The sequence below is a fragment of the Methylobacterium sp. FW306-05-D genome, from assembly GCF_058782155.1.
This window is the reverse complement of sequence record NZ_JBYSXL010000044.1, coordinates 23,760-38,414: the sequence shown is the minus strand read 5'-3', so window position 1 is coordinate 38,414 and position 14,655 is coordinate 23,760. Positions and strand designations below refer to the sequence as shown.

Annotated in this window: 16 protein-coding genes; 9 read left to right on the top strand and 7 right to left on the bottom strand. The window is 71.9% G+C overall.

Annotated elements, in window-relative coordinates:
* Positions 1-298, bottom strand: a 298-nt coding sequence (locus AC3WLN_RS15525) for an iron-sulfur cluster assembly protein (protein WP_492482650.1), incomplete at its 3' end; no start/stop codon positions are given.
* A gap of 450 nt (positions 299-748) precedes the next feature.
* Here AC3WLN_RS15525 and AC3WLN_RS15520 point away from each other — a divergent pair.
* The 4 genes from AC3WLN_RS15520 to AC3WLN_RS15505 all read left to right on the top strand — a co-directional run bounded on the left by AC3WLN_RS15520 (position 749) and on the right by AC3WLN_RS15505 (position 3,739).
* A complete protein-coding gene (locus AC3WLN_RS15520; RefSeq protein ID WP_492482649.1) occupies positions 749-2,011 on the top strand; it encodes a GGDEF domain-containing protein in 1,263 nt (420 codons plus the stop codon).
* Positions 2,012-2,078: 67 nt separating this feature from the next.
* Entirely contained in the window at positions 2,079-2,582 is a 504-nt protein-coding gene (locus tag AC3WLN_RS15515) for a pyridoxamine 5'-phosphate oxidase family protein (protein WP_492482647.1), read from the top strand.
* 295 nt (positions 2,583-2,877) lie between these two features.
* Positions 2,878-3,348, top strand: a complete 471-nt coding sequence (locus AC3WLN_RS15510) for an RNA polymerase subunit sigma-70 (RefSeq protein WP_492482645.1) — start codon at positions 2,878-2,880, stop codon at positions 3,346-3,348.
* An 85-nt stretch (positions 3,349-3,433) separates the two neighbouring features.
* Positions 3,434-3,739, top strand: a complete 306-nt coding sequence (locus tag AC3WLN_RS15505) for a hypothetical protein (RefSeq protein WP_492482643.1) — start codon at positions 3,434-3,436, stop codon at positions 3,737-3,739.
* 97 nt (positions 3,740-3,836) lie between these two features.
* Here AC3WLN_RS15505 and AC3WLN_RS15500 read toward each other — a convergent pair whose 3' ends face one another.
* Entirely contained in the window at positions 3,837-4,310 is a 474-nt protein-coding gene (locus tag AC3WLN_RS15500; protein WP_463776435.1) for an Hsp20 family protein, read from the bottom strand.
* A 179-nt stretch (positions 4,311-4,489) separates the two neighbouring features.
* On the opposite strand from AC3WLN_RS15500, the gene AC3WLN_RS15495 reads away from it, so the two are divergent.
* Positions 4,490-5,470, top strand: coding sequence for an alpha/beta fold hydrolase (locus AC3WLN_RS15495; RefSeq protein ID WP_492482641.1), 981 nt, complete (start codon positions 4,490-4,492; stop codon positions 5,468-5,470).
* 3 nt (positions 5,471-5,473) lie between these two features.
* Here AC3WLN_RS15495 and hisN read toward each other — a convergent pair whose 3' ends face one another.
* Complete coding sequence (gene hisN, locus AC3WLN_RS15490; RefSeq protein ID WP_492482640.1) at positions 5,474-6,262, bottom strand: histidinol-phosphatase; 789 nt, start codon at positions 6,260-6,262, stop codon at positions 5,474-5,476.
* Positions 6,263-6,360: 98 nt separating this feature from the next.
* Positions 6,361-8,325 (bottom strand): AI-2E family transporter, encoded by a 1,965-nt coding sequence (locus tag AC3WLN_RS15485; protein ID WP_492482639.1) that lies wholly within the window; start codon positions 8,323-8,325, stop codon positions 6,361-6,363.
* A 573-nt stretch (positions 8,326-8,898) separates the two neighbouring features.
* Between AC3WLN_RS15485 and AC3WLN_RS15480 the strand changes: the two genes are divergently transcribed.
* Positions 8,899-9,960 carry a methyl-accepting chemotaxis protein gene (locus tag AC3WLN_RS15480; RefSeq protein WP_492482638.1) on the top strand — a complete coding sequence of 354 codons (1,062 nt, stop codon included), beginning with the start codon at positions 8,899-8,901 and terminating at the stop codon, positions 9,958-9,960.
* A gap of 7 nt (positions 9,961-9,967) precedes the next feature.
* On the opposite strand, the gene AC3WLN_RS15475 is transcribed toward AC3WLN_RS15480, so the two are convergent.
* A complete protein-coding gene (locus tag AC3WLN_RS15475; protein WP_492482637.1) occupies positions 9,968-11,260 on the bottom strand; it encodes a nicotinate phosphoribosyltransferase in 1,293 nt (430 codons plus the stop codon).
* Between the two features lie 164 nt (positions 11,261-11,424).
* Here AC3WLN_RS15475 and kdoO point away from each other — a divergent pair, with 164 nt between their 5' ends.
* A complete protein-coding gene (gene kdoO, locus AC3WLN_RS15470) occupies positions 11,425-12,291 on the top strand; it encodes a Kdo hydroxylase KdoO (RefSeq protein ID WP_492482636.1) in 867 nt (288 codons plus the stop codon).
* Between the two features lie 67 nt (positions 12,292-12,358).
* Positions 12,359-12,658, top strand: coding sequence for an antibiotic biosynthesis monooxygenase family protein (locus AC3WLN_RS15465; protein WP_492482635.1), 300 nt, complete (start codon positions 12,359-12,361; stop codon positions 12,656-12,658).
* Between the two features lie 7 nt (positions 12,659-12,665).
* Here AC3WLN_RS15465 and AC3WLN_RS15460 read toward each other — a convergent pair whose 3' ends face one another.
* Both AC3WLN_RS15460 and AC3WLN_RS15455 read right to left on the bottom strand, forming a co-directional pair.
* The gene (locus tag AC3WLN_RS15460; RefSeq protein ID WP_492482634.1) at positions 12,666-13,088 is read right to left on the bottom strand and encodes a hypothetical protein; all 423 of its coding nucleotides are present in this window, start codon (positions 13,086-13,088) and stop codon (positions 12,666-12,668) included.
* A 44-nt stretch (positions 13,089-13,132) separates the two neighbouring features.
* Complete coding sequence (locus AC3WLN_RS15455; protein WP_492482633.1) at positions 13,133-13,483, bottom strand: hypothetical protein; 351 nt, start codon at positions 13,481-13,483, stop codon at positions 13,133-13,135.
* Positions 13,484-13,728: 245 nt separating this feature from the next.
* On the opposite strand from AC3WLN_RS15455, the gene hemC reads away from it, so the two are divergent.
* Positions 13,729-14,652: a hydroxymethylbilane synthase gene (gene hemC / locus AC3WLN_RS15450; RefSeq protein WP_492482631.1), complete on the top strand. Its 924-nt coding sequence runs from the start codon at positions 13,729-13,731 to the stop codon at positions 14,650-14,652.
* Positions 14,653-14,655: the final 3 nt, after the last annotated feature.

The window sequence follows — 14,655 nt, the reverse complement described above, 5'->3', positions numbered from 1 at the left end:
GCTGCGGGGCCGCGGATTGGGGGCCGTGCTGGGCCGGCTGGTTCGGCCCGCGCTCGGAGGTCAGGCTGGCGAAGACGCCGGAGACGCCGGGTGTGGCCAGGATCGCGCCCTCGGCCCGGCGCCGGATCGGCTCGAAGCGCTCGGCCTCGCTGGGGTCGATCAGGATCGAGAACATCACCCGGTCGGTGGGGTCGACCACCACCTGCGACAGGCGACCGGAGGCGGGCAGGGTGGTGCCCGCGGCATCGACGGTCACGGTCGAGAGCACCTTCAGGACGTCGTCACGGGTGATCGCCAAGGGTCTGGCTCCTTGCCGCGTCCGGCGGGAGCCGAGGCGCGGCGACAATCGGGGGATCGCGGGTGTTGCGGCCCCGGCCGGGCCGCCCGCGACGAACCCATGCGACAGCACAGGCGCCGCCCGAGCGCAAGCGCTTCCCGGCTCCGTCGGGGGCGAGACCCCTGGTCGCGGCGGGCTCCGCGGCCGGCCCGGCCCGGGTTTCGTTCAATTCGTTCAGATTCCGGTAGGCATGAGTCGAGGGGAGGGGTCCGATTTTGCGTCCGCCCGGCGCTCCGCGACGTTCGATGCAGCACAAGAGAGGGCGCCCGCCGGCGGCCTCGACCGCTGCAGGATCGTTCCATCGTGCTCCCCTGGTCTCGCGTGCTTCCCGGTCTGCGCTCCCGGTCTTCGGCGCCCGCACCGGCCTCGACGCTGCGCCCGCGCGGTGAGGTCGCCGATCGCGACCTCACCATGAGCCGGTACCTCCTGCGCTTCTCCCGGCCGGTCTCCGCCCGCTACGAGATCGATACCGGCCGCGAACGGGCGCTCCACCTGCGCCGCACGATCCTCATCGGGCTCGTGTTCCACAACGCCTACAACCTGACGACCGCGCTGCTGATGCCGGAGATGCTGCCCCTGGGGCTGGCCCTGCGGCTGTTCCTGGTGACGCCGCTGGGCCTGCTGCTGGCGTGGTCGGTCACCCGGATGCCGGGACCGCGGCGCGAGCGCATGGTCACGGCCACGATGCTGCTGATGACGGCGGTGCCGATCCTGCTGTTCAGCCTGGAGCGGGAGGCGATGAGCGCCATCTGCTACATCGAGTACCCGCTGATGATGGTGTTCGCCACCATGATGCTGGTGCTGCGCTTCCCCCACGCCCTGATCCTCACCGGCCTCAGCGCGACGGCCTCCTTCGCCAGCATCGCCCTGCGCACCGACCTGCCCCCCGAACTCGCCCTCTGCCTCGCCTTCCAGACCCTGGCCGGCGGCTTCTTCGTCCTCTACGGCAACCATCAGATCGAGGGCGTGCGGCGGCGGGCCTACCTCGTTTCCCTGCGCGAGATCCTGCGCTCGGCCGGCCTCGAGCAGGACCGGCGCGTGCTGACCGCCCTGTCGGAGACCGATGCCCTCACCGGCCTCGCCAATCGCCGCGCCCTGGATTCGGCCCTGGCCAAGACGGCCGGGGAAGCGCGCGGCACCGCCCTGCTGATGCTCGACGTCGACCACTTCAAGCGCTTCAACGACGCCTACGGCCACCCGGCCGGCGATGCCTGCCTGCGCCGGATCGCCGAGGCCCTGGCGGGGGAGACGCGGGGCGGGCGCGACTGCGTGGCCCGCTACGGCGGCGAGGAATTCTCCATCCTCATGCGGGGCTGCGATGCCCGCGCCGTCGCCCGCGTGGTCCGGCGCCTGCGCGCCGGCATCGCCGGACTGGAGATCCCGCACGCCGCCCGTGGCGACGGCCAGGCCTTCGTCACGGTCAGCATCGGCGTCGCCCTGGCGTCGGCCGGGCGCACGACCTCGCCGGCCGAACTCCTGGCCGAGGCGGATGCCGCCCTCTACGACGCCAAGGGCCTCGGCCGGAACTGCCACGTGATCCGGGCGATCGGCGAGCCGGGCATCGTCCTCGACGACCGCCGCCTCGGACGGCTCGGCGCCATGCGCCGGAAGACGGCCCGTCCGGCCGCCCAGGCCGCGCGCCATCCCGAAACCAATGCGGCCCTGGCTCGTTGAGCACACGACCCGGCCGGCGACGACCGCGCCGGAAAGCCTTTTACGACGAGTTGGAGACTGCGATCCCATGCACCAGGGCAACCACCGCGACCACGAGGGCGCCAAGAAGCTGTTCGCCCTCATCAAGGACGTCAAGGTCGCGATGATGACCACGGCCGACCAGGACGGGAAGCTCTACAGCCGCCCGATGTGGTGCCAGGAGGCGGACGAGAACGGCGACCTGTGGTTCTTCACCAAGCTGCACTCGCCCAAGACCGCCGAGATCAGCAAGGACAACCAGATCAACCTCGCCTATTCGGACCCGTCGAGCCAGACCTACGTCTCGATCGCCGGCAAGGCCGAGATCGTCACCGATCAGGCGGTCATCGACGACAAGTGGAGCGAGAGCCTGAAGACCTGGTTCCCCAACGGCAAGACCGACCCCGAGGTCGCCCTGCTGCGCGTGCACCCCGAGAAGGGCGAGTACTGGGACAGCCCGAACGCCACGATGCTGCACCTCTACGGCTACGTGAAGGCCGCGCTGACCGGCGAGTCGCCCAAGACCGAGACCAAGAAGGTCGATCTCGCCTGAGCCGCGGGACCCGGCACTGTTTTTCGAGGGCGGCGTGCCGAGGGGTGCGCCGCCCTTCTTCGTCGCCTCGTGGGAGCGCGATCGGCCCGGATCAGCACCGCGCCGGCGGCGGGGATCGCCCCGGGGGACGGCCGTCGGCGGATAGCGGTGGATGACGGATCTTGCCTGTTGTCACGGCGCCCCGGCGGGCCCAACCCTGCGACCCTGTCCGGCGCAACCCTGGCGTTACGGTCGCGTTGATGGAACAGTCGCGGTTCCGGCCTCCCGGAACCCCGCGGCGATGAGGATGCCGACGATGGCGACGTTGAAGGAATTCGAGGAATCCCTGCGCGAGCACGGGATGCACATGGCCCTCGCCCTGCTGGAACGCCTGCGCGAGCGGGACCGGGCCACGCGCACGATCAAGCCGGCCCGGCGCCTCACCGGCCAGAAGATGACCCCAGAGCTCGCTCGCGCCATCCTCGACCTGCACGCCTCCACCGGCATGACGCAGCAGGAGATCGCCTTCAAGGTCGGCGTGAACCAGGGCCGGGTCAACGAGGTGATCAAGCGCGGCAAGTGGCTGGACGACGATCCGAACGCCCCCGAGGCCATCGCCCGCGACAGGGCGAAGGCGCGCCTGCGTGCCGATCCGCCGGCCCAGCGGCCGGTCGCGCGCCGGGCGACGGGAAAGCCGGCTGCCAAGCCCGCGAACAAGCGCCCGAAGGCCGAGACGCCCGCGCGCCGACCGAGCCCGCAGGGCCAGCTGATCTTCGGCGACCTGTGACCGCCCGCGCCGCCTGAGGGATGCGTGGGGCGTGCGGCCCGGCCCGGGGACGGGATCGTGCCGGGCCCGAGCGCGTTGACGCGCCATGCCGAACCGCGCTCTCCCCCTCGCCCTCGCGCTCTCCATCGGCGCCGCCCCGGCCCTGGCGCAGCGGGCCTCCACGACGACCCTGTCCTGCGGCCAGGCCAAGGCGATGGTGGACCGGCGCGGCGGCCTCGTGCTCGGCACCGGCGGACAGACCTATGACCGTTTCGTGCGCGACCGCAGCTTCTGCGAGGTCACCGAGATCACCGTCCCGGCCTTCGTGCCCGCGGGCGACACGCCGCGCTGCTTCATCGGCTATCGCTGCAAGGAGCCGAGCCGGGACGACTGGTTCGACGAGGGATTCTGACGCGGCGGAAATGGGCAGGCCGCAGGCCCGGCGGGCCCGCGACGTGAGAACGCCCCCGCCTCTCGGCCGGGGCGCTCCCGAAGTGCATCGGCGCCGATCAGGCGGCCTGCTGCACCGAGCCCTCGATCACCGGGGCCTGCGGAGCGCGGCCGGTGGCGATCTGGATCTGGCGCGGCTTCTTCGCCTCCGGAATCTCGCGGACGAGGTCGATGTGGAGGAGGCCGTTCTCCAGGGCGGCGCCCGTCACTTGGACGTAGTCCGCGAGCTGGAACCGGCGCTCGAAGGCGCGGGCCGCGATGCCCTGGTGCAGGAACTCCGCCGGCTTGGCGGCGTCGGACTTGCGCTCGCCCCGCAGCGTCAGCGCATTCTCCTTGACCTCGATGGCGAGATCGGAGTCCGTGAAGCCGGCCACCGCCACCGTGATCCGGTAGGCGTTCTCGCCGGTGCGCTCGATGTTGTAGGGCGGGTAGGTCGGGGCCGCGTCGGCGCTCACGAACTGGTCGAGGGCCGAGAACAGGCGGTCGAAACCGACGGTGGAGCGGTAAAGGGGAGCAAGGTCGAACTGACGCATCACATATTCTCCGTAAGAAGCAACATGCTGGTTTCGGGTCCGCCCGGGGGCCGGACCAGTCGCACCGCCGTATTGGCCGGTGCCCACCCGATATCGGGGCGGGATTTGAGCCTCGCAAGAGCCTGGACCGCCGCCAGGGCCAAAATTTTCGCTCCCTTTCTCTGCGCGAGACTTCGCCGATGCTGACCCTGCGTTCCACCCCCGACAATCCGGTTCCGCCGGGCGGCGCCCTGAAGGCGGTGCGCACCGAGGACGGGATCGAGCTGCGGGCCGCCCATTGGCGCCCGACCACACGGCTGGTGAAGGGCACGGTCTGCCTGCTCCAGGGCCGGGCCGAGTTCATCGAGAAGTACTACGAGACCATCGCGGACCTGCGCGGACGGGGCTTCGCCGTCGTCGCCTTCGACTGGCGCGGCCAGGGGGAATCCCAGCGCCAGGTCGACGACCCGCACCGGGGCCACGTGGCGCATTTCGACGATTACCGCCGCGACCTGAAGGCGATCGAGGAGGCGATCCTGCGTCCGCTGATGCCCCATCCGCATCTCTGCCTGGCGCATTCGATGGGTGGCGCCGTGGCGCTCACCGGCGCCCATGACGGCTGGCTGCCGTTCCGGCGCATCGTCACCGTGGCGCCGATGCTGTCGATCCGCATGGTGCGCTGGCCGGCGGGCGCGGCCTTCCTGGCGCGCGTCCTGCACGGGATCGGCTGGGGCCGGCGCTACATCCCCTTCGGCTCGGCGGTCTCCATCGCCACCAAGCCCTATCCCGACAACCGCCTCTGCCGCGACCCGGTGCGCTATGCCCGCAACGCGGCCGCCGCCCGCGACGTCGGGGCCGGCGCCGTGGGCGATCCCAGCATCGCCTGGCTCGCCGGCGCCTTCCGGGCCATGAAGCGCCTCGCCGACCCGCGGGTGCCGGGCCGGATCGCGACCCCGACCCTGATCGTCGCGGCCGGGGCCGACCCCGTCTGCGGCACCCGGACCACGGAGCGGTTCGCCCGCGGCCTGCGCGCCGGGCACATCCTGGTGCTGCCCGATGCCCGCCACGAGATCCTGTCGGAGCGCGACGCCATCCGGCAGGATTTCTGGGCGGCCTTCGACGCCTTCATGCCCGGCTCGGAGGCGGCCGAGCCGGCCGAGCGGGCGCGGGTGGAGGCCTGAGCCTCAGGGATTGAGGTGGCGCAGGGCCGCCTCGTGCAGGCGGCGGTCCCCGGCGGCGACGATGCGGCCGCCCCCGGTGGCGGGTCCGCCGTCCCAGGTCGTCACCACCCCGCCGGCGCCCTCGATGATCGGGATCAGCGCGACGATGTCGTAGGGCTTGAGGCCGGCCTCGACCACGAGGTCGATCTGCCCGGCGGCCAGCATGCAATAGGCGTAGCAGTCGGTGCCGTAGCGGGAGAGGCGCACCGCGCCCTCCAGGGCGAGGAAGCGCTCGCGCTCCGCCTCGTCCGCGAACAGGCGCGGATCGGTGGTGGCGAGGACCGCCTGGTCGAGGGCGGTGCCGCGCCGGGTCAGCAACGGGCGCGCGCCGCGGGGCGCGCGCAGGCGGGCCTGGGCCCCGTCGCCGGAGAACAGCTCGCCGAGATAGGGCTGGTGCATCAGGCCGCGCACCGCCGCGCCGTGATGGGTCAGGCCGATCAGCGTGCCCCAGGTGGGCAGCCCGGCCACGAAGGCGCGGGTCCCGTCGATGGGGTCGAGCACCCAGACGCACTCGGCCTCGAGGTTCTCCGCGCCGAATTCCTCGCCGAGGATGCCGTGGGTCGGCAGCTGGCGCCGGATCATGCCGCGCATCGCCACCTCGGCGGCCCGGTCGGCCTCGGTCACCGGGTCGAAGGCGGCCCCGCCGCGGGCCTTGTCGTCCATGCCGAAGGCGGCGCGGAAGAACGGCAGGATCGCCTGCCCCGAGGCGGCGGCGAGATCGTCCATGAACCGCGCGAGATCGACGACGCTCATCGGCACTCCCCCTCGGGCACGGCCCGGCCCGGAACAGCGCGGAGCGAAGCGGACGGAGGGGCCGGCGGTCAAGCCCTAAACGCCCCCGCCCCGGGCCTTCAGACCGGCATCGGCTGAACCCGGGCGAATTCGGGCTCCGGGTCCGGCGCCGCGGCGGCAGGGGCCGAACCGCCCTGCGCGGCGGCGACCACCGCCTCCACGGCGGCCTTCAGGGACGTGACGTGGATGTCGGCATCCACCGCCCGGCGCCGGGCCGCCGGGTCGAGGCCGGCATCGTCCGCCTGCCACAGGCCGAGGACGAACGGGACCCCCGGCAGCCTGCGGCGCAGGCGCTCGGCCAGCCGGCGCAGGTGGGTGGGCTCGCCGCTGATCGCCATCGACACGATGCAGACGAGCCGGGCCGGGCCGGGATCGAACGCCGCGATCCGCGCCCTCGCCACGTCGGCGAAGGGCACCACCCGGGCGCCGATCCCGCGCTTGGCCAGGAGTTGGGCCAGGATCGCGCAGGCGGATTCGTCGACGAAGCTGCGCCCGGCCACGCACAGCACCGTGCCGTCGGGCCCCCAGGCCTCCGGCACCGGGTCGGGGCGCGGCGCGTCCGGATCGGCCTTGGCCTCGGTGTCGCTGCGCAGGTCGTCGCGGTCGGCCATCTCCTCGATCAGGCCGCCGACGCTGGCGCGGATGTCGCTCTTCTGCTCGGTGGTGAGCACGCCCCGGGCGGCGTCCCGGGCGGCGAGCTCGAGGCCCTTGACCACCACCTCGTCGTAATAGGCGGTGAGCGAGCAGGTCTTCAGGATCTGGTCGGCATGCTCCTGCGCCTCCTCCGGGTCGTCGGCCAGGATGCGCTGGTAGAAGTTCTCCACCGGGGTCAGGGCCGGCCGGTCGCCGAACAGCACGTCGAGGAATTCGAGCTTGTCGACGTGGCGCCCGAGCACCACGAGGCAGACCGTCAGGGGCGTCGAGAGCAGCAGGCCGACGGGTCCCCAGAGCCAGGTCCAGAACAGGGCCGAGACCAGGACCGCGAAGGGCGACATCCCGGTGGACTGGCCGTAGAGCATCGGCTCGATGAAGTGCCCGACCAGGGGCTCCAGGACGAGGAACAGGATCAGCGTCCCGATCACCATCGACCAACCCGGATCGACCGCGGCGGCGAGCGCCAGGGGAAACAGGGCCGACACGAAGGCGCCCACGTAGGGCACGAAGCGCATCAGCGCCGAGAAGATGCCCCACAGGACCGGGTTCGGCACGCCGAGGCAGTAGAGCCCGATGCCGACCACGAGCCCGAAGGAGGCGTTGAGGCCGAGCTGGACCAGGAAGTAGCGGCTCAGGCGCTTGGTGGCGTCGTCCATCGCCACCGTGGTCCGGTGGAGGTCGCTGGAGCCGGCCAGCCGGATCATCCGGTCGCGCAGGTCCTCCCGCTGCATCAGCAGGAAGAGCAGCACCACGAAGACGATGCCGATGGTGGCGAGCGGGTGCAGGATCGGCGAGAGCAGCGTGCCCGCCAGGGTCACCGGCCCCGGGGCCCGCTCCTTGACCTCCACCAGGACCGCCTTCTCGGGCGGGGCGGGGTTGGCGCGCGGGTCCGATCGGGGCTCGGGCTTGGGCTCCGGCTTCGCCGCGTCGTGGCTCTCGTGCATCGTGCGGCCGATGCTGGCGACGTAGCCGGCGAGGCGCCCGGCGGGGGTGTCGTTGAGACCCTCGATCTTGCGCTCGATGGTGCTGCCGTAGCGGGGCACGTCCTTGGCGATGTCGGCGATCTGCACGCCGATCAGCGTCGCCAGGGCGGCGGCGGTGCCCAGCGCCAGCAGCACCGAGGCGGCCACCGACAGGAAGCGGCCGAAGTGCCAGCGCCGCAGCAGGTTCACCAGGGGGCCGAGGACGAAGGAGAGCAGGATCGCGATGGCGATCGGGATCAGGACGTCGCGGCCGACATAGAGCCCGACCATGATCAGGGCGGCGACGATGATCGGCGAGGTCAGGGCCTGGGTCGGGGTTGCAGCCGCCGCGATGCGCGTCGGTCGCGGCGGGACGAGGGACGGCTTCGGGTGTGATCGCAGGGCCATTCCGAATTCCGTGTTCCAGACGCGACGCGCGGAGCCCGCGCATCCGCCGGCCCCGCCGCGTTGAGAACGAAGCGCCCGCGAAAATCGATCCCTCCGGACGGTCCGCCCCGTCGCGAAACCGTGATCGCGGCGCACGGGGCCTGCACCGAATGCATGGCTTGAACGCCAGCGCGACCCAGGCAACGGAAGGTTCGACCCGCGAACGGCGCCGGGCCGCGCACGTCGTTCGCCCGGCAGCGCCAGGATTTCGCCCGCGCCGAGCGAGAGCAGGACAGTGCCTCCGGCCCGCGATACAGGGCAAAATCTTTCGCCCGGGCGGACGACGACATCCTTCGTGGATTGGCCGGCCCGATATCGCGCGGCAGATCTTTGCCGGCGCCGGAGCCTTGCTCTCGAACCGGCGACGATCGCCGGCCGGATTCGCAGAATAACCGGGGACGGATACTGCCTGCAGCCGCGCCTCGACTGCAAAGGTTGCGGCTTTTAATCGAATGATAATTGAAATCTGGCAAAAGCCTCCCGGAACGAGGGACATTTCGGTTCCGACGACGGCTGGAGGCAGTTTTGCATACGATGGCGATTGATGCCGGCGCCGCGCCCGACGCCACCAACCTGCGTGGCATCGCCAGCGAGATCGCGGAACTCCAACGCATCTCGTCCGACAAGAGCCGGCGCATCCAGGCGATCACTGGGCAGGTGAAGATGCTCGCCCTCAACGCCCTGATCGAGGCGTCCCGCGCCGGCGAGATGGGTCGCGGCTTCTCCGTGGTGGCGCAGGAGGTGCGGGCGATCGGCGCCGAGGTCGAGAACGTCGCCCGGGCCCTCGAAGTCGAACTGTCGAACCGGATCGCCGGCCTCCAGGTCCGGGTCCGGAGCTTCGCCGAGGATTCGCAGTCCGAGCGCCTGATCGACCTCGCCCTGAACGCGGTCGAGCTCATCGACCGGAACCTCTACGAGCGGACCTGCGACGTGCGCTGGTGGGCCACCGACGCGGCCCTGGTGGCCTGCGCCGCCGCCCCGACGCCGGAGGCGGCCGCCTATGCCACCCGGCGCCTGGGCATCATCCTCGACGCCTACACGGTCTATCTCGACCTCTGGCTCTGCGACCTGCAGGGCAACGTGATCGCCCATGGCCGGCCCGACCGCTATCCCGGCCTCGTCGGGCGCAATGTCGCCGACCAGGACTGGTTCCGGCGCGCGGCCGCCCTGCCGGACGGGGATGCCTACGTCGCCGCCGACGTGACCGGACAGCCCGGCCTCGGGGGTGCGCAGGTGGCGACCTACTGCGCCAGCGTCCGGGCGGACGGGGACAGCCGGGCCCGGCCGATCGGCGTCCTGGCGATCCATTTCGACTGGCAGGCCCAGGCCAAGGCCATCGTCGACGGCGTGCGGGTGGCGGGGGAGGACCGGGCCCGCACCCGGGTCCTCCTCGTCGATGCGCGCCACCGGGTGATCGCCGCCTCGGACGGGCGCGGCGTGCTGGAGGAGACCCTGCCGCTGGCCGTCAACGGTCGCGCGAGCGGCGCCGACCAGGACGCCCGGACCGGCCGGATCGTCGCCTTCCACCGCACGCCCGGCTACGAGACCTATGCGGGGCTCGGCTGGTACGGGGTCATCGTCCAGTCGCCGACCTGACCGCTCCTCAGACCAGCACCGGCATCGCGGGTTGCGCCGCGATGCCGAAGACGCGGGTGTAGCGCGCGATCTCCTCGGCCGGGCCGATCGCCTTCGAGGGGTTGTCGGAGATCTTCACGGTGGGCCGGCCGTCGGCGGCGATCACCTTGCAGACGATGGAGATCGGGTCGAGGCGGCCGTCCGGCACCAGCCCGCGAAAGTCGTTGGTGAGCAGCGTGCCCCAGCCGTAGCCGATCCGCATGCGGCCGTGGAAATGGGCGTGGATCGCCTCGATGGTGTCGATGTCGAGCCCGTCGGAGAAGATCGCGAGCTTGTCGCGCGGGTCCGAGCCGCGCGAGCGCCACCAGGCGATGGCCTCCTCGCCGCCGGCGATGGGCTCCTTGGAGTCGATGCGGATGCCGGTCCAGGCATTCATCCAGGCGGGGGCGTTCGCCAGGAAGCCCGTGGTACCGTAGGTGTCCGGCAGCATCACCAGGAGGTTGCCGGCATAGTCCTGCTGCCAGTCGGCCAGCACGTCGTAGGGCGCGCGGGCGAGGCCCGCATCGTCGTCGGCCAGCGCCGCGTAGACCATGGGCAGTTCGTGGGCGTTGGTGCCCACGGCCTCGACCTCGCGCCGCAGGGCGATCAGGCAGTTCGAGGTGCCGAGGAAGCGGTCGCCCAGGGCCTCGTGCATGGCCTCGACGCACCAGTCCTGCCACAGGAAGCCGTGGCGGCGCCGGGTCCCGAAATCCGCGATGGAGAGGTCGGGCAGGCGCTGCAGCCGCTCGATCTTCTCCCAGACCCGGGTCATCGCCCGGGCATAGAGCACCTGCAGGTCGAGCTTGCCGAGCTGGCGCACGACGCCCCGGGTCCGCAGCTCGTTGAGGATGGCCAGCGCCGGCACCTCCCACATGGTGGTCTCGAGCCAGGGCCCGTGGAAGGTGAGGACGTACTGACCGTCCCGGGCCTCCAGGTCGTAGTCCGGCAGGCGGAACGCCTCGAGCCAGTCCATGAAATCGGCCGAGAACATCTGGCGCTGGCCGTAGAAGGTGTTGCCGCGCAGCCAGGTGGATTCGCCCCGGCTGAGGCGCACCGAGCGGGCATGGTCCAGCTGCTCGCGTAGCTCGCCCGCATCGACGAACTCGGCCAGCCGCACCTGCCGGGAGCGGTTCTGGATGCCGAAGGTGACGCGGGCGTCCCGATGGCGGCGGAAGATCGTCTGCGCCATCAGGAGCTTGTAGAAATCCGTGTCGAGCAGCGACCGGACGATCGGGTCGATCTTGAAGCTGTGGTTGTACACCCGCGTGGCAAGATCGAGCATGGTTCGGATCACGGCTCCCCTGGTGGCGCCCCCGGCACCCCGCGCGGCGCAGAGGCGCATGGCAGCGCCGGGTGAGTCAATCCGCCCGCCGCGCCCGTGGTCAGGCGCCCGTGCTTCGGCTAAACCGCCGGTCCCGCCCCGGTCGTCCCGAGGAGTTCCGCCCGATGATCAGCCCGATCGTGTCCGTCTCCCGCGCCGGGCCGCCTCCCGGCACGCCCTCCCTGGTCGAGGCCCTCGAGGACGGCGCGGTCCTGATGTTCCCCGACCTCGACTTTCCCTTCAGCCCCTTCGAGGAGCGCTTCGTCCAGCGCCCCTTCGCCGACGGCAAGGCCAAGAACGTCAACATCCGCGGCCCCGAGGCCACCCTGCGGGGCGCGGCCGGCACGCCGGAGGAGCAGGAGGCCCTGCGCCAGGTCCTGATCCGCTACCGCGGCTTCGCCGAGGCGCTGGTCGCCGAGCACCTGCCGGCCTATGCCGGCAAGCTCTCCTTCGCGGGCACCTCCTACCGGCCCTTCGACGTCGACCGGCGCAAGCTGAGCTGGCGGCGCGACGACACCCGCCTGCACGTGGACGCCTTCCCGTCGAACCCCATCGGCGAGAAGCGCATCCTGCGCATCTTCCGCAACATCAACCCGAACGGCCAGCCGCGCCACTGGCGCGTGGGCGAGGACTTCTCGAGCATGGCGCAGAGGTTCCTGCCGCGCCTGCCCGGATACTCGCCGCTCTCGGCCCGGATGCTGGCGCTCCTGAAGATCACCAAGGCGCGGCGGAGCGAGTACGACCACCTGATGCTGCACCTGCACGACGCCCTGAAGCAGGACATGGGCTACCAGGAGACGGCGCCCCAGGCCGACGTGCACTTCGCCCCCGGCCAGACCTGGGTGACCTTTTCCGACCTCGTGATGCACGGCGCCATGGGCGGCCAGTACATGCTGGAGCAGACCGCCTACCTCGCGGTGGCCGACCAGGCCCGCCCGGAGCGCAGCCCGCAGCGCCTCCTCGCCCAGGCCCTCGGCCGACCCCTCCGCTGATCCCTCCGCTAATCCCCTCACCGGTTCCTTCGCTGATCCCCCGCACGCCGTACGGCCGGAGACTCCCATGATCCTCGAAATCGCGCAGATCGACGTCAAGACCGGGATGGAGGCCGAGTTCGAGGCCGGCATCGCCAGGGCCGCGGCGATCTTCAAGGCGGCGAAGGGCTGCCGCAGCTTCGCGCTGCGCCGCTCCATCGAGAAGCCGCAGCGCTACCGCCTGCTCATCGAATGGGAGACCCTGGAGAACCACACCGTGGACTTCACCGGGTCCCAGGCCTGGAAGGATTACCGGGCCATGGTCTCGCCGTGCTTCGAGGCGCCGCCCAGCGTCGAGCACACCGAACTCGCGCTCCAGGCCTTCTAAGAACCCCTCACCGGCCGGAGCCGCGCACCAGCATCTTGATGCGGTCGTCGAGCCGGCCGATCCGCGCGCGGATGCCGCGCTCGGAGCAGCTCGCCAGGGTCTCGCCGGCGAAGAACCCGAACTGCTCGGCGCGCTCGCGGCAGGCCATCACCGGCGGCAGCGCGATCACCAGCCCGAAGGGCGCGGCGAGCAGCAGGAGGTTGAGGACGAGCGACGGCGCCCAGCCCAGGGCGAAGCGTGGGGCCGTCGGCTCCGCCTCGAACGCGGTCTCACGGAAGCGGCGCACCGGTCGCGGCGTGCGCATCCCGTCGCGGATGGTCGCCTGCCGGGCCTGCCCGACCGGCTCCGGCCCGTCGGCCGTCCGCTCGCCCGCGCTCCGCGCGGCCGCGTCGAACGCCTCCGTGCCCAGGGTCTCCGCGCCGGGCCTCATCGCGCCCTCCCGCGTGGGCCTGTCCCGCGCCCGATCATGCCCGGCTACCGCAGGCTGTTCGCGACGGTCCGAAGATCGCCGTCGAGATGCAGGACGCGGCCGGCGAGGTTGCGCCGGGCGCAGGCGGTGCCGCGCAGGATCTCGGGAACCCAGGACCCGCGCGCCGGCGCCCGCTCGCAATCCATCAGGACGCTCGCCCCCAGCAGGATCGTCATCGGGCCGAGCATCAGGGTGAGCTTGAGCATCCGGCCGATGCCGAACCCGCGGCGGCGGACCGGGCCGCGCTCCGGCCGGGCCGGGCGCCGGACCGGCGGATCGTCCGGCAGCTCGTCCGACTCGCGGTCGCGCGGACCGAACTCCCGTTCGTAGTAGGCTTCGAGCTTGCTGCGCGTCATGGTTGAGCGTCCGCCGACCGGGCCGATGCCGGACTCCTGAACCGAGGGTCGTCCGAACAGGGCTAAGCCTCGCCTAACGCGAAGGCGCCGGAGGCCCGTGACCTGCGCGCGTGCTTTCGGAATACTGAACGCCGTCCGAACCCCGCGCGCGGGCTCCCGGTGACATCCGCGCGCGGACTGCGTACCTAGGATCGACGCAGGCCGGGCCGTTCCCGGCGCCCCTGTCCTCCGAGCGATCCTCGCCCATGATTCAACGCCCCCTCCGCATCGGCACCCGCGGAAGCCCGATGGCCCTGGCCCAGACCGGCATGGTCCGGGACCGGATCGTGGCGGCCAATCCGGGTCTCGAGACCGAGATCGTGGTGGTCAACACCGTGGCGGACCGCATCCTCGACCGCCCCCTCTCGGAGATCGGCGGCAAGGGACTGTTCACGAAGGAGCTGGAGCAGGCGCTCTACGCCGACGTGGTCGACGTCGCCGTCCATTCGATGAAGGACGTGGAGACCTGGCTGCCGGACGGGCTCGTCATCGCCTGCATCCTGGAGCGCGACGACCCGCGCGACGCCTTCCTGTCGCCGCGGGCCGCCGGCTTCGCCGAGCTCCCGTCCGGGTCCCGGGTCGGCACCTCCTCCCTGCGCCGGGCCGCCCAGGTGCTGATGCGCCGGCCCGACCTGCGGATCGTTCCCCTGCGGGGCAACGCCAATACCCGGATGCGCAAGCTGGAGGAGGGCACCTGCGACGCCACCCTGCTGGCCCTCTGCGGCCTTGAGCGCCTCGGCATGGCCGACATGGCCCGCAGCGTCCTCGCGGTCGACGAGATGCTGCCGGCCGTGGCGCAGGGCGCTCTCGGCATCGAATGCCGCGAGGCCGATGCCGCCGTGCGCGCGCTCCTCGCCCCCCTGATCTCCGCCCGCGCCACCGCCGAACTCGATGCCGAGCGCGGCCTCCTCGCCGAGCTCGACGGTTCCTGCCGCACCCCGATCGCCGCCCTGGCGCGGATCACCGGCGACACCCTCAACCTCGACGGATTGCTGTTCCTGCCCGACGGCAGCGCCCATTGGGCGGTGCAGCGCTCCGGCGCCGTCGCGGACGCCGCCCGGATCGGACGGGAGGCCGGCGCCGAGCTGAAGCGGGCGGCGGGCGACACCTACGCCCGGCATCTCCAGTAGGGA